Genomic DNA, 17,317 nt, shown 5'->3' on the forward strand with positions numbered 1-17,317 from the left:
TTCAACTTTTCCCACCTTCCTTTGCATTTTTTTTCTGACGAACAATTAGGATGATCGCAAGCAATAGAAACAAGCTGATTAGACCAGCCGTGGCGATCATCCACCAATTGAGTGACGTATCTACAGTGACATCGAGTTCATTTAAGCGGCGAGCATCTTCTGCCTCTACGCTAAATGTCTGTTCCCAAGACCACTCTTCCTCTCCTGACCGCGCAGTAAGATTCAATACATACTCCCCATTACGAAAACGATCGCCATTCAAGGGAATTGGGAAATGCATATGTGAATTAGGAGCCATTTGCATCGCTGATTGACTTGTTTCATATAAAATTGTCTCACTGCCAACAGATCGAATTTCAGCTGTTACTTCCAATTGATTGACAAATGTTGAAGTATAATTTTGGATAACAGCACTAAATACGTTTCGGTAGTTTACTTGATCGGCAAAAACATCAAGCAGTTCCAATCCCGGATCCGTTGCGGACCGATTGTTGCTTACTACCACACCAATGACATAGGAAAATGCATTCCGAATACCTAATCCTTGTTCAGCAGATTGTGTTTGCTCCTCTTCCGAAATAACCTCTTTGATTCGAATGCCACCTGCCAAAACCCCTTTAAATTCCTCTTCTGGCATCGTAATCGGTAAAGAAATGATTCGTTTTTCTAATGGATCGAACGATACGGTTTCAGGCACCTCTACCAGTTCATCAATTGATGCAGGTAAAGTCGGATCAGGGGATTCTGCATCCCTACCATATTCCACAACACCATTCACATTCGTAAATGCCGTATGGGCAGAAATTTCTATTTCGATCGCTTGATCAGAACCATTTTCGATCTCTAAAGCCAATTCATCACGTTCTCCTGCCCCAAGATTTAAATCGAAATACCCCAATGCCCCTCCTTCCAGCTGACTTTCCGGTAAGATAGGCGTCACATAGAAGTTTAATTCTGATTCTGTCTGAGCATAGCTCAATCTTGGTGAAAAAAAGAATGATAATAGGATGACCGCATAGGTAACCGTTTTTATCCATTTCATTCTCATACGTTGTTCAGTCAAAAGTGGTTCTCCTTCCAAAAAAGGCAGGAATAATTTACTATTCCTGCCAGTTGTTTCTTGTTGCAAGCTATGATCCTTCTTACGGATTTACTGTTTCGCCGCCACTATCAACAGAAGCAGTTAGCGTCCATGTCATTTCCGCAGTATAGTTAGTTGCTAGCTGCGTGGTAGAACCTGGTACAAATAGTTGAATATCATCATTTCTGATAATTTCGCCTTCTTGTTTATTAAGATTTTGTTCCGTCAATTTTTCTTGATCTCCCCAGTAAATCGATGAAGCGCCCGCGCCTTGACCGACCGAAGCACGCATGACAGGAATGTCTTGATCGTTGACATCTAAGATCAACGCATTTTGTTCTTCATTATTGATAACGGCACTTGGCTGTAAGTCTGGATCACCCTCGCCTTTGTTGAACACGATCTCAGGGTTTGCCAACTTGATTTTTGCCCCAGTCAAGACATCCCCTGATTCAGAAGTAAAATCAGTTAGACTAACATTTAATGTCCAACCAGCATGCGTTCCTCGGGTATCTTGCACTTGGGCAAACGATACATACGGTGTCGTACCTGATTGATCAGCCAAATTACGCTCATCAGCAAAGATTGAATACCAACGATCACTGGTAGAAATAGCATTCTGACCAAAATCGAATGTTTGTGGTGCATAAGCAATGGTAAATGGACCCGTTTGTCCTGGCGGTGTTGGTTCGATCGTTTCTACTTCTGGGTGCACGACTGGCGGTTGTACCACTGTTAGATCGCTTCCGTCTGAGGTAAACCCTACAACGTTATCGGTAGTCGTTTCTAATGAAGATTGGGCAAAGGCTTGAACGCCTCCTGCTAGTAAAGTGGTGGATAATACAGCGACCGTAGCTAAACGAATCTTTTTCATTTCTAGTTCCTTCTTTCTTTTTATTCAGTACAAAACCAAGTTATTGAACCGTTTCTCCGTCCGGTCCAGCTGTTGCAGCCAATGTCCAAGTAAGGGTTGCTTCATAAAGAGCAGCGTCTTTCGCTGTTGATCCAGGAACAAGTAACTCGATTCCAGCATTTTCAACAACCTCTGCGCCTGCTTCCACTTGTCGATTGATTTCTTCCTGATCGCCCCAAACGACTGACGATACACCAGCACCTTTTGTTTGAGCAGCGGTCAGAACCGAACGCTCACTATTTGTAGCATCTAAAATCAATCCATCCGCATGAATTTGTGGTTCATTTTCTTGGTTGCTTCCGTTATATTCCAATTTTGGCGAATTAAAACGAATTCTTGCTCCAGTCAGTTCATTATTTTGTGTTCCTGATTCAAAAGCACTTAAGGAAACTTTTAAATCCCACCCAGCATTTGTCCCACGCGTATCTTGGACTTGGGCAAAAGAAACATAAGGAACTCTTTCTTCACTATCTTCCGCATCTCTTAGCTTGTGTAATTCAGCCACTAGCTTATATTCTTGATCGGTATTAGAAATCACTTGCTCACCGAAATTAAGCGTAGGTGCGTAAGCAATCGTCAATGGTCCCGTTTGTCCTTCCGGGCCGACTGGATCGATCTCTACATCTGGACCATTAGGACCAGGATTTGGTGGTTGAACCACTGTTGCTTCGCTATCGTTTGGTACAAAGAGAACTTTCCCTTCTGTATCATGGTTTGTTACACTTTCAGTAGCGAAGGCTTGCGCGCTAATAGTAAATAAAGTTGCAGCTAAAACAGCTGCCGATGCAAATCTTACGAATTTCAAATTCATCCCTGCTTTCAAATTATTTGTCTTTTCTTTTTAACCATCATAAATTTTGATCGATGTTTGGTATATTGCACATACAATACAACCAGTACGAGCAGTAATCCAAGTAAGATTACGCCGTAAGTTCTTGTCTCGTTGGTCTTTGGTAAAATACCACCTGGTTTTGCTACCTCGTTTGGTGGCGAGATATTCTCTGTAGGGCCTGCTGGCGGTGCTGGTTCGGGTTGCCCAATAGGCTCATAAACACCGGTAAAAAGCACAGAGCTTTCTGTTTCAACCGACTGCACTTCCTGAGCATTCACCGCTGCAGTAGAAATAGTTATCCCATAAAAAAGAGTGCAAAACAGAACCATACGAACTAATTTCCATACCTTTTCTCCTTTCATTCTCCCTCCTCCTCTATACTTGCCACATCTTATAAGTGATCTTTTCAAAACTGCGTTTGTCTAAGACCCGTTAACAAAAAATGATTTTGAGATCGTTACAGAATCATTTGAACTATGCAACGCTTTTTCTGTCATTCGTAAAATAGCAGAGAAAGACTTATAACCTTTGACAAAGTTCACTATACTGATGATTTTCACAGATTTGAAATACTATTTTTCACCAATAGGTGAATTTTCTTATTAATTTTACGTTTTATTAACTAAAAATAAGCAGTTTTATAAAAAGAAAGGATGAAAATTGTGCAAAAAAAACCCATCATACTAAGCTTACAAATAGCTTCAAAAAAAAGGCGTATCGGAAGGTTCATTTCGCATCGAGCATCACCCCTCACACGATCTCTTTGTGAAAAAACACCTGATTTTGAGTGGTGTAATCAAAAAAATTCGGTAAGCTTATGTTTTTCCAGTTACTTGAAAGGGCTTTAATAAAGGGTATTACGTTAATTACCTGTTTTTTTTATCAATTTGTGCAAAAAAACGCTAAGCGATTTCGCTTAGCGTCTTGATCCTAGTTACTTTTGGTTTATGTTCACCATTAAATGGTTTTCTTCCCCTTCATCCGAAGTTTTCCTTCTTGGCACATTGTCAACAATGGACAAACCTCACACTTAGGTGCCCGTGCTGTGCAATGATAACGACCAAAGAAAATTAACGTGTGATGCGTTTTGACCCACAACGTATCTGGAATCTTTTTCATCAATGTTTGTTCGACTTCGAATACGTTGGCGTCTAGTTTACAGATGCGCAGCCTTTTTGATACCCGTTCGACATGCGTATCGACAGCGATTGCTGGAATGCCAAATGCATCGCCAAGAACGACGTTCGCTGTTTTTCTGCCGACACCTGGCAAAGAAATTAAGTCTTCTCTGGTTTGAGGCACTTCGCCTCCAAAACGCAGCAACAATTCAGAGGCACAAGCTTTGATATTTTTCGCTTTGTTTCGATAGAGGCCAATCGATTTGATTTTTTCAATAATGTCTTCTAACGGCGCCTCGCTGAGAGCCTGCGGCGTTGGATATGCTTCAAAAAGTGCCGGTGTCACTTTATTAACTGACACGTCTGTTGCCTGTGCGCTTAGAATGACAGCAATCAGCAATTCAAAGGCATTTTTTGACACTAGTTCTCCATGTGCTTCAGGAAACATCTCATACATTATTTCTATCGCAGTCATTGTTTTTTCTTTACTGATCATTGGACGAATTAAACTCCTTGTATCTTACTCTCCTTCTAACCAATTATGCATAGGGATTTTGGGCATTGGGCCATCTTCTTGTGGCGTGATTTCATTTTGAAGAAACTGTTTTTTTCTTCTTTTTTGCTCTTCTTCTACTTGCGCTTTTGAGGTAATATTCTTGCGTTCCCACGAAAGCAAAATACGATCGATATAGTTTAAACTATACGCTTGATTCAAGACCGCTTCGCGCAAAGCAAACTGGACCAGCTCGGGATCATAGTGGTCCTCATCCAACCACTGCCCGATCCGTTGGTATTCGATCGCCGATAAGGGGCGACCAAATTCTCCTTCAAATAAGCGATACAACTCGCGTATCTTCTCTTCATTTGTTTCAGCGACTTCCTTTTTGGATTGCTGCTGCAAAAGAAACTCGAGCCGTTCATAAATGCCAGTGAAATCATAATAATCAACCATTTTTCCTGCGTCGTCTTTTTTAGAACCCATTCGCAGCACATCTTTTTTCAGCAATTGATTCAACCAATGATAGATCTCTTTTTGGTCGCTGCCCATCACCGAGGCGATCTCACGTAAATCTGGAAAATCATTGCCTTGCTCATGGTTGCGATACAGTTGTAGCCATAACAAAAATTCATCATTCGTCAAACCAAGATGATGGTAATTCTCTAAAAGCAAATTTGAAATCGTCGTTTGCCCTTTTGCCAAATATTCCTTTAACGAAACCATACTACATCCTCTTCTCCTTGGCTCACTTGAAACATTAAGATTCTTCCTATCAGGATCGAATCAATAAAAAGGGGACGACGCAAATGCGGACGTCCCACGATTCTTTGTTGGTTACGCTTTTTCTTTGACTGCTGCGATGATCTCAACTTCAACCAAAACATCTTTTGGTAAGCGAGCAACTTCGACAGCAGAACGTGCAGGTAACGCTTCATTGAACAATGTGCTATACGTATTATTGAAAGGAACGAAATCATTCATATTTTTTAAAAAACATGTCGTCTTAACGATGTCATCTGGCGTAAGTTCCGCCGCTTCAAGAATCGCGTTGATATTTTTCAATACTTGCTGAGTCTGTACTTCAATCGTCGTACCGACAACTTCCCCCGAAACAGGATCTAATGGCACTTGACCAGAAGCAAACAAAAAGCCGTTTGCGATTTTTGCTTGAACATAAGGACCGATTGCTTGTGGTGCTTGATCTGTAGAAATTATCTTCATTTTGTTTCCTCCTCTTTCACTTGGCATTCAGGACATAGACCATAAACTTCTAGTCGATGGTTATTTATTTGATACCCAGTTAATTTCGAAGCCGCCATTTCGACATCTTCCAATCCTGGATAGTAAAAATCAGCGATCTTTCCACACTTTTGGCAGATAGCATGATAATGAGGCTCCGTTGTAAAATCAAAACGACTGGAGGCATCTCCATAATTCATTTCTTTTACAAAGCCAATTTCTGTGAACAAACGTAAGTTATTGTATACCGTTGCGACACTTATACCAGGAAAATGAACTTCGATCGCCCGATAAATCTCTTCAGCGGTCGGATGGGCATCGTGACTGGCTAAAAATTCTAATATCGCTACTCGCTGCGGTGTAATACGAATATTTTCATGTTTTAATCGTTTGATCGCTTCATCGTAGATCGTACTCACAGGAGTTCCTCCATTTCTCTTATCTTACCTATCATACTATGTAAAACCTAAAAATTCAAACAGCTTTCCTTGTTTTTTTCAAAGGAATAGCGCATTTTCCCAGCCCGTCTTCACTCAGTTTTTCGAGAAAGAAAAGCAGACAAACGAATGCCTGCTTTCTCCCTCTTTGCTAGTCTTCAAACTGATACAGTGCCGTAGACAAATAGCGTTCACCATTATCTGGTACGATCGCTAAGACTTTTTTGCCTTTTCCTAATTCCTTAGCAACCTCTAATGCCGCTTTGATCGCTGCACCAGAAGAAATCCCTACTAAGATTCCTTCTTTCATCCCAACTTGACGCGCAGTTTCCATGGCATCCTCACTAGCGATGGCAATGACCTGATCATAAATCTCAGTGTCTAGTACTTTAGGAACAAATCCCGTGCCGATCCCTTGGATCTTATGGGGACCAGGTTTGCCACCTCCTAAAATAGCTGATTCTGCAGGCTCAACGCCCACGATCTTCAAATTAGGATAGACGCGCTTCAATTCCTTCCCCGCACCAGTGATCGTACCACCTGTGCCGATCCCAGCAACAAAAGCGTCTAACCCTTTAGATTCAAACGCATCCTCAATTTCTTTCCCTGTCGTTTTTTCATGGACTTCTGGATTGGCTGGGTTTTCAAATTGTAATGGCATATAATAGCCGTCTTGTTTTGCTAATTCTTTTGCTTTATTAATAGAACCAGTGATTCCTTCAGACCCAGGGGTCAAAATCAACTCTGCACCATAAGCTTGAACAATTTTACGTCTTTCAATACTCATGGTTTCTGGCATAACCAGCACGACACGATAGCCTTTTGCCGTACCGATCATGGCTAAGCCGATCCCAGTATTCCCAGAAGTTGGTTCGATGATGGTATCACCAGCTTTTAACAAGCCATTTTTTTCTGCTTTTTCAATCATGGCTAAAGCAATTCTGTCCTTGACACTTCCCCCAGGATTGAAGAACTCTAATTTCAGATACACATCCGCAGAACCTTCTTCTACGATGTGATTTAATTTGACGATTGGCGTATGCCCAACTAACTCATTGACCGATTGATAGATTTTTGTCATTGAAAATCCCTCCCGTTCTTATTCTTCCATTCTACCTAAAATAACCCCGAGTTGCGAATAAAAAGTAAGCAATTTCAATTTTTTTCTTATTTTTTTATATTTGTTTGTATTCACTTTCTTGATTTTGTTTTTCCATTACAAAAAAACCTTAAGAATGATGCCATTTAGAGCAATCATTCTTAAGGCAGTATCAGATAATTAAACGATTAATTCTTGGCCAACAACAATGACCTCACTAGATAACCCATTTGTTGCCATTAGAGCGTCGACCGTTGTGCCAAATTTATTGGCGATATCCCAAAGTGTATCGCCTGAAGCAACGTGATAGCTCTGCGCTGTAGATCCGCTGTTTACCTGAGTCGGCGTTGTAGTTTGCGTAGTACTGGTGCTAGTTGTGCTCGTTGTACTTGTCCATGCGGTACTTTGCGTTGTCCCAGTATCAAAGCGTGTGAGCTGATACGTTTCAATTAACCAGTTCAGTTTTTGTGCATACCCTGGATCGGAAGCATAGCGCCCCGTCAAGTAATTCGTTGCATCATAAAATGAGGTTGTTTGGCTTTTCCAAACACCACTGTAATGAGCAGTTCCTGTCGCGAAACTCGTGCTGCGCAAGACATTCGCATGATCCTGAAACGATTCCCAGTAAGAGTTATATTGACGAAACGGTTCATTCATCTCTACCCACTGACCATTCAAATACTCTTGTGTAGGCATATAGACACTTTGTCCGTTGTAACTGCCTTTGACCCCAAACAAATTGTAATAGGGTGCATTGGATAACGCAGAAGAACCATAGCCGCTTTCCAAAATCGCTTGAGCAATCATCACAGAAGCATAGAGATCATTGTTGGCAGCAACATCTTGTGCTGACCAGCCAATTTGCTCAATAAAACCTGAGATGTCCTGCGTCGCGTATTGATTCTCAGCAGCTTGTACCTGTTGAGGAACGAAAGTGACCGTCATTGGCGCTAACATCATTCCTGCCCCCATCAAAGAGACCACCGCCTCTTTAGTAGGTCTTTTTATCGTCTTCTTTGGTTGATGATGTCTTTCACTTCTTGTTTGATAACTTCCCATTTTTTTCCTCCAGTAACTGTACGTTTTTTCAAATAAATCAATACAGCTATTATACGGAAAAACATCTAACAGTGCAAACAATGTTCACTTCGCAAACAACAAAAGACTTTTAAAAAACTGTATGGGTATCCCGCTTGGTTTGCTAACTACTGATAAGTTTTTTTAAAAACTGTTAGATTGCTATTTTATCGATTCCCTCTTACTATTCACAAGTGCTTGTGCCTTGCGGTACAACCATTTTTTGGAAATCTTAGCCACTATTACTTTAAATAAGTCACTCTAACACGTTTAAAGTGGCAAGAATCCAGACAAAAAAACACGCTCGAAAATCGAAAAGATTCTCGAACGTGCTATTTTTGATTGATTGTCGATCAATTAATCGATTGATTTGAAAGTATTCACGACATTCTCAACACTGAAGCCGAATTCCGCTAAGACTTTGTCACCAGGTGCGGATGCACCGAAATGATCGATCGCGATCACTTTTCCATGGCAACCGGTGTAACGTTCCCAACCAAATGGGGAAGCCGCTTCGATCGCTACCCGTTTCTTCACTGCTTTTGGCAAGACGCTTTCTTTGTATTCTGAGCTTTGTGCTTCAAACAGATCAAAGCTTGGTAAGGAGACCACCGATACATCGATGCCTTCTTCTGCCAATTTAGCTTGTGCTTGAACCGCAAGATTCACTTCAGAACCTGTGGCGATCAAAATCCCCGCTGGTGTTTCACCAGCTTGTTTTGAAATCACGTAACCACCTTTTGCGACATTTTCATCCGCACCGGTTTGCGTGCCTTCGATCACTGGTAGATTTTGTCGGCTTAAGACTAAGACTGTTGGTTTATCCGTTGTCGTCATGGCCAATTTCCAGGCAGCACGGGTTTCATTGCCGTCTGCTGGACGAATCACTTGGACATTTGGCATGCAACGGACGCTGGCTAATTGCTCGATTGGCTCATGCGTCGGTCCATCTTCTCCAACCGCCACGGAGTCATGCGTCAAGACATAGATCACAGGCGCATGCTGGATCGCAGACAAGCGCACCGCTGGACGCAAGTAATCAACGAAGACGAAGAAGGTTCCGCCATAGATTCGCGTACCGCCATGCAATTGGATGCCGTTCATCGCTGCCGCCATCGCAAATTCTCGGACGCCAAACCAAATGTTGCGGCCTTCGTATTGGCCAGGTTCAAAGTCTTTTTCTGCTGCCACCATCGTGTTGTTGGATCCAGAAAGGTCAGCCGATCCACCCCAGAGACTAGGGACGGCTTTGGATAAGGCTTGGATCATCTCTTTGCTGGATACTCGACTAGCTTGTGAGCTGCCAACTTCGTAGCTTGGTAATGCTGCATCCCAATCTGCTGGCAATTCACCCGCAAAGGCTTGTTTGAATTGCGCAGCAAGTTCTGGGTAGGCTGCTTCATAGGCACGGAAGGTTTCGTTCCAAGCTGCTTCAGCTTTTTGCCCTTCATCGATCATGGTTTCTTTGAAGCGCGCGGCAACTTCTTCAGGCACAGTAAATTCTGGGTATTCCCAACCATAAATCGCTTTGGCTGCAGAAATGCCTTCGGCACCGATCGGCGCACCATGAACGGCAGAGGTGCCTTGATTTGGCGCACCGTATCCGATCACAGTCTTGATTTCGATCAAGGTTGGTTTGTCGCTTTCAGCTTTTGCTTCGTCGATCGCTTTCGAGATCGCTTCTAAATCATTGCCGTCTTCAACGAGAATGTGTTGCCAGCCATACGCTTCAAAACGCGCACCGACATTTTCTGTAAAGGCTTTTGAAGTTGGGCCATCTAGGGAGATATCATTTGAATCGTACAAGACGATCAGTTTGTCTAATTTCATGTGACCAGCCATGGATGCAGCTTCTTGCGAAACACCTTCCATCAAGTCCCCATCGCCACATAAAGCGTAGGTATAGTGATCAATGACTTGATACTTGTCGCGATTGTAGGTTGCAGCCAAGTGGGCTTCGGCCATTGCCATACCGACTGCCATGGCGATCCCTTGTCCTAAAGGTCCAGTGGTTGCTTCCACGCCGTCTGTGTGATCGACTTCTGGATGTCCTGGCGTGCGGCTATCCCATTGACGGAAGTTTTTTAGATCCTCAATGGTCACATCGTAACCAGACACGTGCAACAAGCTGTACAATAACGCCGAACCGTGTCCAGCAGACAAAACAAAGCGGTCACGATCCACCCAGTTGCGAGAAGTCGTTGGATTGACTTTCAAGTGTTTCGTCCACAAGGCATAGGCCATGGGTGCTGCCCCCATCGGTAATCCTGGATGTCCTGAATTGGCTTTTTGTACGGCTTCGATACTTAATGTACGAAGGGTGTTCACTCCTAATTGATCGATTTTATCAAACAATGGTAGTTCCTCCTAATTTAGGTTTTTTTTACCTTTATTACATCTTTCATTATACGTGATTCAGAAGCTTATTTCAATAGCAATGAAAAGGAATTCACAATTATCTGCCGTGGAGACCTTTTTTCTTTTGAATCTCTTTTAACTTCTCTGGTGTTACATCAGCACCTTCAGGGTCAACGATTTTCATTCCTTCGATATGGTGTCGCATCCCTCCACGAAAGGCGGTTAAATACTCTTCACGCAGAACTTTTTGTTCGTGGGTCTCAGCCTCAGTCAATCCTTCTGTTTTTTTCTTGTTGGCAAGTTCATTGATTCGAGCTAATTTTTCTTGAGATAGCATAGTTGTTCCTCCTTTTCCCTCTTGATTTTACTACAAACTAGCGAGCAAAAACAATAGCACAAAAAGCGAACATTTGTTTGAATAATCGATATAGCTATGGTACACTAAGGTTATCAAATGAAAGAAGGTGTCAGTTTTGGCAAAACGAACAGAAAATCGACAAATCGAAATTCTTAAGTTCATTCATACACGTGTCACTGAAAAAGGCTATCCGCCGACTGTTCGCGAAATTGGCGAAGCCGTTCAGTTATCTTCTACCTCAACTGTTCATGGCCATTTGTCCCGACTTGAAAAAAAAGGACTGATTTTACGAGATCCTACAAAACCCAGAGCCATTGAATTAACTGCTTCCGGTCTTGAAAAAATCGATGTTCAACCAGCATCCATTCCGATGCTTGGTGTCGTAACTGCTGGAGAACCGATTTTAGCCGTGGAAGATGCATCCGATTTCTTTCCGATTCCGCCAGATTTAGCGAATAGCACAGGAAGTTTATTCATGTTGACGATCCGAGGAGAAAGTATGATCAATGCTGGCATTCTCGACGGTGATCAAGTAATCGTTCGTAAACAACAAAGTGCTCAAAATGGCGATATCGTGATTGCTATGACAGATGAAGACGAAGCTACGTGCAAACGATTCTATAAAGAAAAGAATTACATTCGTTTACAACCAGAAAATGATTATTTAGAACCAATCATTTTGCCTGACGTAACGATTTTAGGATTGGTTGTTGGATTGTATCGCCATCTGCTTTGATGCTCAACGAGCTGACTAGGAAATCTTCGTTTCTACGAAGATTTTTTTTCTTTCCTCTTTACAAAGCGAACAAACATTCGTATAATAAGTATACAAACATAAGTTCGTATTATTTAAGGAGTGAATGAGATGAAAGCAGTTCGTCGATTTGGTTTTATGTTGTGGGTATTATTGATGGGAATTGTTATTGGCTATTTTGGCGTTTTAAGTGCTGTTCTGATTTTTTGCCCTCTAATGATGCTTTGGTTCATGCTTTGGGATGAAAAGAAATTCCGCCAAGCAGAGCGCAAACGTAACCGCCATTATTATCACGATCATGATTTTTATCGTTATGAACCATGATCCTTCCCCTACATACGCCCATAAGGCAGCAGAAACAAAAAAGGACTCCAGCGAGTCCTTTTTTGTTTCTGCTTTTTTAGTATTCCATTAACGTCTTAATTTCTACACCTTGGATCTTGTCTCTTCCATGTAGATCCATCAGTTCGATCAAGAAGGCACAGCCAACAACGATACCACCTAGTTTTTCTACGAGTTCGATCGTTGCTTTGATCGTTCCACCAGTTGCTAGTAGATCATCACAGATCAAGACACGTTGACCTGGTTTGATGGCATCGGCGTGCAGCGTCAAGACATCCACACCGTACTCTTTTTCATATTCTGCTTCAATCGTTTCTCGTGGCAATTTGCCTTTTTTACGTACTGGGGCAAAGCCGACACCTAATTGATAGGCAACTGGACAACCAACGATAAAGCCGCGGGCTTCAGGTCCTACCACCATATCGATGCCTTTTTCTTGCGCATACTCAACGATTTGTTGTGTCGCATACCGATACGCTTCTCCATCTGCCATCAATGGCGAGATGTCCCGAAAAATAATTCCCTCTTGGGGATAATCAGGAATACTAGCAATATACTCTTTTAAATCCATTTTCTTTCCTCCTAGACTGTCAACCACTGACGAAGGGTTGATAAATCACTCATTAATAAAAATTCTTCTGTTTTGATCAGTTTTTGTCGTTGCTGATACAAATGACTCTCCGTCAATGGACGGGAAACAGGATCAGCAGTTTTATTCAAAACACCATCTTGTATTGTAACAAATTCCAGCTCAGAAAACACCTGAATCATGAAAATAAGTAATTTTTGTGGAATTTTTAGATAGTCAGCGACCATCTTTAGTTTGTAACGAATGTCCAAACGAGGCTGCTGTTTGATCAGTTGAAAGAGACGACTGTATTGCTCTCTTGTCCCTACCCCATCTAAATAAGCATCTTCTGTCGAGTAGAAAACAAAAGCAACTCTTGACGCCTGGAGCGCTTGAACGATCTCTTTGATCACTGCAGGGTCAGCAGGACAATCTAAAAATGCAATCTCTTGGAACTGACCAGCACGAAAAGTATCTTCCAAGGCTGTAACTGAGTCAAATATGGTGGTTTGCCCACAAAAGCCTTGCAATTCCCGAGGAAGTTTCTGCTTGAAAAGAACGCCTAGTGTTTGACTGCCCAGAGAGACACCTTGACGGCTTCTTTTCGAACGATAATCAAATAGCTGAATCCCTTCCACTGCAAAATCATCCAACATGAGCTGCGGTTTTTTGTTGCCATTCCATTCATTGATGGAAAGCTGACCAACGATCGATAAGCGGTCGTTTTCAAACGCTACTAAATCTTTTCCAAAACCAAACCCAATGACATCCAGCTGCGTGTTAGACTCATCGCTCATCACTAACTTCAAATGCTGATTTTCTGAACCAATCTGGCGAGCATTTTGAGTCATCAGATTAGAAAATAAAAATTTCGGTAAGGGGTTGTCCGTTCCAAAAGGCGCTAAGACTTTTAATGATTCAATAAAACTGATCGAAACTTCTGTTAACGGTAACTCCTCATCGATCGCTAAGGGGATGCCCTGACTGAGGTCAATGCCATTTTCTTCAACGTAACGATTCATTTGGGCTTGCAGCATATCTAAATGATCGATGGGGATACTTAATCCAACTGCTGCATGATGGCCGCCAAAGCTAGTAAACATGTCTTTCATCGTCGACAGCATTTCAAACAGATTCAACGCAGCAATGCTTCTTCCCGACCCTTTGGCTAAGCCATTTTCTTTTTTGGTCAAAACGATCACTGGTTGTCCTGTACTTTGCATGATTCGTCCTGCCACGATACCTAAAACACCTTCGTGCCAATGATCTCCCACCACCAAATGAACATGATTCGCAGGATCGATTTTTTCTTGTGCTTCTTTCATGATTTCTTCAACAAAGGTTTTTCGCTGCTGATTGATCGTATCTAAGGTTTGGGCTAAGCTTACTGCCTCTTCTTCATCGAAGGTAGTCAATAAGCGAACAGCCGGATTGGGGTCCTCCAAACGACCGATCGCATTTAAACGTGGTCCAACAGCGAAGCCAATATCTGTTTCGTTGACTGTTTGTTTTTTTAAACCGCTGACTGACAGCAACTCATTCAGTCCGATGCGATCCGATTGCTGAATCATTTTCAACCCGTTGCTGACTAATAGCCGATTCTCATCGGTCAAAGAAACCATATCAGCGATCGTCCCAATCGCAACAAGATCAAGCAATTCCACTGGCACTTCTTCTAACAAAGCGCAAGCCACTTTAAATGCGACGCCGACTCCAGCCAAATCACCAAAAGGATAGTTTCCTTGAGGGTGACGGGGATGGACAATAGCAAACGCCTCCGGTAGTTCTGCAGGTAGTTCATGGTGATCTGTGACGATCACGTCAACTCCTTGTCCTTGAGCATAAGCAATCGCCTCATGACCAGACACCCCATTGTCGACGGTGATGATCAATTGCGTCCCTGCTGCAATTTTATCTTGATAGACAGTTAGATTGGGACCATATCCATCTGTAAAACGATTAGGCAAATAATACTCAGCTTCCGCCCCTAGCAATTCCAACGTTTCCTTTAACACGGTAGTGCTCGTGATCCCATCCGCATCGTAATCACCATAAATCAAGATTCGTTCGCCATTTAAAATCGCTTCATGGATTCGTTCCACGGCTTTAGCCATATCATGAAATAAAAACGGATCATGAAGATATTGCAGGTCCGTTGATAAAAAAGCATCGAGCGCCTCTGCTGTTCGAATATTTCGCTGCCATAGCAACGCGCCGATCCGCTCAGGGAGCTTTCTTTCTTGGATCAGCTCTTTAAATACTGGGGTCGTTTCGCTTTCTTGCGGACGCACCCAATGAAAATTTGCACGTTTCACCAAATCACTCCTAACTAGGATATTATAGCAAAGTTTATGCAAAAAAGAAAAACAACGAGAGAAACAGCACTCGTTTTACAACACAAAAAAAGAGCTTGCAGCAAATCTTGCACTAGCAAACTCTTTTTTTGTGAAATGTCGCTCTTTTAGGCTTGCGATTCAAAAGACTTCATTTCCTCATCGATCGTTGGCGGCGTGGATGCGCCCGCAGCACGTGAGGAAAGCTGGGCTTCTTGATCATCGAGCTGCTGCTGTCTTGCCGCTAACTCCGCCTGCTTGTTCGTGTATTCCCGTTCCAAAGCTTCTCGTTGTTCTTGGAGAACCTTCTCGTTATTCGAACGATAATCTGAGAGCTCTTTTCTCAATTGCTTTAGTTCTTTTTTTTGGCGGAACATTGCGCTTGTGGAAACCAGCAGCAAAATCAATGCGCCTAACAAAGCAGAACCAATAATGACTAAGATCAGTGGCGATTGAATCGTTGTGAAGCCAAAGTTGATCGGGACAGTCATATTGTTTGCAACGGCAAATAAAACGATCACTAAAATCAGTAAAATACCAACGATAACACGCCATTGATTTTTCATGGGCTTCAACTCCTATTTTTTGTTGAACATCGTTCCCGCCATATAATCGCCGATTGAAGGAAACAGCGTATATAGTTTCGCAGCAGCGCCTAAAATATGTGGGCGATTGATTTCTCGTTTTGGATGGATCATCGCTTTGACGATCGTTTGCGCTAATTTGTTCGGTTCGAGCACTAGGCTGCCCACCGACGATAAGTAACTACCGCTTGGGTCTGCTTGGTCAAAGAATGCCGTTTCGATCGGTCCAGGATTGACCGTTGTTACGTTGATCCCTAATGGTTTTAGTTCTAAACGTAATGCGTTAGAAAAACCGAGCACAGCAAATTTTGTTGCAGAGTAGACGGCCGTTTTTGGCGTAGCGATCTTACCTGCGATCGAAGCAACATTTATGATGTGACCATGCTTTTGTTCAGCCATTTGGATCGCTACTTGCTGGGTCAAAACCATCATGCCAAGCACATTGACTTCGAACATATTTCGGATGACCGCCGGGTCCATCTCTGTAAATTCTTGAAAGATCCCGTAGCCAGCATTATTGACGAAGACATCGATCTTACCAACTTTTTCATTGATTTTTTCTAGTAAGCGCTCCACACTTTCAGGATTTGCTACATCCAATTGAAACGCATACGCTTCTTTGCCGCTTAATTCCATACATTGTTCTTTGACTTTTCCAATCAGATTCGTTCTTCGGGCACAAGTCACGACGATCGCACCACGTTTTGCGGCTTCATAACAGATTTGTTCGCCAAGTCCAGCAGAGCCACCTGTTACAACGACAACTTTATTCTCTAAATTCATCTGTTTCTTCCTCTCCGGCAAAAGGGATCTCAACAATATCAAAATCTTTGACGATCAACGTATTCGGAAATACTTCTTTTGCTTCATTTACTAAATTTGTAATATCTTTGCCAACGTAACGCGCACTGATATGGGTCAACAGCAAACGCTTAGCTTGAGCTTCTTGTGCCACTTCGGCAGCTTGCCACGTCGTCGAGTGAAAATAAGCGCGAGCCAACTTGGCTTCTTCTTTGTTAAAGGTACTTTCATGCACCAATACATCCGCATCTTCTGCTAGCAGTACGGCGTTTTGACATTTACGCGTATCACCTAATATCGCCACGATCCGACCTTTTTTCGCTTGGCCCAAGAAATCAGCCCCATTGATTTGACGTCCATCGTCAAGGGTAACTACTTCACCTTTTTTCAAACGACCGAAGAGCGGCCCAGGTTTCAACCCAAGTTCCAGTAAAGCCTGCACTTGCAATTCCCCTTGATGGCTTGCTTCAACAATCCGATAACCAAAACTGTCAATGCCATGATCAAGACGCAGACACGATACTTCAAATTGCTGATCTTTAAAAAGAATCCCTTCTTCTTCAATCTCGAAAAAATGTAAGGGGTAGCTGACTTTGGTCTGAGAAATCCGCAAAACGGTTTGAACGTATGCTTTGATCCCCTTGGGTCCATAAATCTCTAGAGGCGTGTCGCCTCCTTGAAAGGAGCGGCTGCTGATCAATCCTGGCAACCCATAGATATGGTCACCATGAAGATGAGTGATAAAGATTTTTTCAATCTTTCGTGGACGAATCGTAGAATGCAAAATCTGCATTTGCGTCCCTTCGCCACAATCAAAAAGCCAAACGGCATTCCGTTCATCTAAAAGTCGTAACGCAATGCTGGTCACGTTTCGATGTTTCGCAGGCACACCCGCGCCTGTTCCTAAAAATTCTAATTCCATAA

19 protein-coding genes are annotated in these 17,317 nt (G+C 42.6%); 2 read left to right on the forward strand and 17 right to left on the reverse strand.

Annotated elements, in window-relative coordinates:
* Position 1 precedes the first annotated feature (1 nt).
* The 12 genes from ECA1_RS06005 to ECA1_RS06060 all read right to left on the reverse strand — a co-directional run bounded on the left by ECA1_RS06005 (position 2) and on the right by ECA1_RS06060 (position 10,990).
* Positions 2–1,129 (reverse strand): WxLIP family cell surface protein, encoded by a 1,128-nt coding sequence (locus tag ECA1_RS06005; protein WP_060791955.1) that lies wholly within the window; start codon positions 1,127–1,129, stop codon positions 2–4.
* 13 nt (positions 1,130–1,142) lie between these two features.
* Positions 1,143–1,955: a WxL domain-containing protein gene (locus ECA1_RS06010; protein WP_060791956.1), complete on the reverse strand. Its 813-nt coding sequence runs from the start codon at positions 1,953–1,955 to the stop codon at positions 1,143–1,145.
* A gap of 40 nt (positions 1,956–1,995) precedes the next feature.
* On the reverse strand, positions 1,996–2,799 hold the full coding sequence (locus tag ECA1_RS06015; protein ID WP_060791995.1) for a WxL domain-containing protein: 804 nt from the start codon (positions 2,797–2,799) through the stop codon (positions 1,996–1,998).
* Between the two features lie 14 nt (positions 2,800–2,813).
* A complete protein-coding gene (locus ECA1_RS06020; RefSeq protein ID WP_010748400.1) occupies positions 2,814–3,188 on the reverse strand; it encodes an EF2685/EF0750 family sortase-dependent surface protein in 375 nt (124 codons plus the stop codon).
* A 595-nt stretch (positions 3,189–3,783) separates the two neighbouring features.
* Positions 3,784–4,440: an endonuclease III gene (gene nth, locus ECA1_RS06025; protein WP_060791957.1), complete on the reverse strand. Its 657-nt coding sequence runs from the start codon at positions 4,438–4,440 to the stop codon at positions 3,784–3,786.
* Positions 4,441–4,464: 24 nt separating this feature from the next.
* Positions 4,465–5,166 carry a DnaD domain protein gene (locus ECA1_RS06030; RefSeq protein WP_060791958.1) on the reverse strand — a complete coding sequence of 234 codons (702 nt, stop codon included), beginning with the start codon at positions 5,164–5,166 and terminating at the stop codon, positions 4,465–4,467.
* Positions 5,167–5,277: 111 nt separating this feature from the next.
* The gene (locus tag ECA1_RS06035) at positions 5,278–5,664 is read right to left on the reverse strand and encodes a RidA family protein (RefSeq protein WP_015509753.1); all 387 of its coding nucleotides are present in this window, start codon (positions 5,662–5,664) and stop codon (positions 5,278–5,280) included.
* Positions 5,661–6,101, reverse strand: coding sequence for a Fur family transcriptional regulator (locus tag ECA1_RS06040; protein ID WP_005226158.1), 441 nt, complete (start codon positions 6,099–6,101; stop codon positions 5,661–5,663). Before ECA1_RS06040 ends, ECA1_RS06035 begins: the two co-directional genes overlap by 4 nt.
* Before the next feature lie 169 nt (positions 6,102–6,270).
* Positions 6,271–7,200 carry a cysteine synthase A gene (gene cysK / locus ECA1_RS06045; protein ID WP_060791959.1) on the reverse strand — a complete coding sequence of 310 codons (930 nt, stop codon included), beginning with the start codon at positions 7,198–7,200 and terminating at the stop codon, positions 6,271–6,273.
* A 198-nt stretch (positions 7,201–7,398) separates the two neighbouring features.
* Positions 7,399–8,277: a glucosaminidase domain-containing protein gene (locus ECA1_RS06050; protein WP_060791960.1), complete on the reverse strand. Its 879-nt coding sequence runs from the start codon at positions 8,275–8,277 to the stop codon at positions 7,399–7,401.
* Positions 8,278–8,652: 375 nt separating this feature from the next.
* A complete protein-coding gene (tkt, locus tag ECA1_RS06055) occupies positions 8,653–10,650 on the reverse strand; it encodes a transketolase (RefSeq protein ID WP_060791961.1) in 1,998 nt (665 codons plus the stop codon).
* Between the two features lie 100 nt (positions 10,651–10,750).
* A complete protein-coding gene (locus tag ECA1_RS06060; RefSeq protein ID WP_005226164.1) occupies positions 10,751–10,990 on the reverse strand; it encodes a DUF896 family protein in 240 nt (79 codons plus the stop codon).
* A 136-nt stretch (positions 10,991–11,126) separates the two neighbouring features.
* Here ECA1_RS06060 and lexA point away from each other — a divergent pair, with 136 nt between their 5' ends.
* Both lexA and ECA1_RS06070 read left to right on the forward strand, forming a co-directional pair.
* The gene (gene lexA, locus ECA1_RS06065) at positions 11,127–11,747 is read left to right on the forward strand and encodes a transcriptional repressor LexA (protein WP_005226165.1); all 621 of its coding nucleotides are present in this window, start codon (positions 11,127–11,129) and stop codon (positions 11,745–11,747) included.
* A 129-nt stretch (positions 11,748–11,876) separates the two neighbouring features.
* Positions 11,877–12,089, forward strand: a complete 213-nt coding sequence (locus ECA1_RS06070; protein WP_005236082.1) for a hypothetical protein — start codon at positions 11,877–11,879, stop codon at positions 12,087–12,089.
* 76 nt (positions 12,090–12,165) lie between these two features.
* Here ECA1_RS06070 and ECA1_RS06075 read toward each other — a convergent pair whose 3' ends face one another.
* The 5 genes from ECA1_RS06075 to rnz form a co-directional block, all read right to left on the reverse strand.
* The gene (locus ECA1_RS06075; protein WP_005226167.1) at positions 12,166–12,678 is read right to left on the reverse strand and encodes an adenine phosphoribosyltransferase; all 513 of its coding nucleotides are present in this window, start codon (positions 12,676–12,678) and stop codon (positions 12,166–12,168) included.
* A gap of 11 nt (positions 12,679–12,689) precedes the next feature.
* Positions 12,690–14,990 (reverse strand): single-stranded-DNA-specific exonuclease RecJ, encoded by a 2,301-nt coding sequence (gene recJ / locus ECA1_RS06080; protein ID WP_060791962.1) that lies wholly within the window; start codon positions 14,988–14,990, stop codon positions 12,690–12,692.
* Positions 14,991–15,136: 146 nt separating this feature from the next.
* A complete protein-coding gene (locus ECA1_RS06085; protein WP_005226169.1) occupies positions 15,137–15,574 on the reverse strand; it encodes a lipopolysaccharide assembly protein LapA domain-containing protein in 438 nt (145 codons plus the stop codon).
* A gap of 12 nt (positions 15,575–15,586) precedes the next feature.
* The gene (locus tag ECA1_RS06090; RefSeq protein WP_015509761.1) at positions 15,587–16,375 is read right to left on the reverse strand and encodes an SDR family NAD(P)-dependent oxidoreductase; all 789 of its coding nucleotides are present in this window, start codon (positions 16,373–16,375) and stop codon (positions 15,587–15,589) included.
* Positions 16,359–17,315, reverse strand: a complete 957-nt coding sequence (rnz, locus tag ECA1_RS06095) for a ribonuclease Z (protein WP_060791963.1) — start codon at positions 17,313–17,315, stop codon at positions 16,359–16,361. Before rnz ends, ECA1_RS06090 begins: the two co-directional genes overlap by 17 nt.
* Positions 17,316–17,317 lie beyond the last annotated feature (2 nt).

Source organism: Enterococcus casseliflavus NBRC 100478 (assembly GCF_001544095.1).
Taxonomy (GTDB): Bacteria; Bacillota; Bacilli; order Lactobacillales; family Enterococcaceae; genus Enterococcus_D; species Enterococcus_D casseliflavus.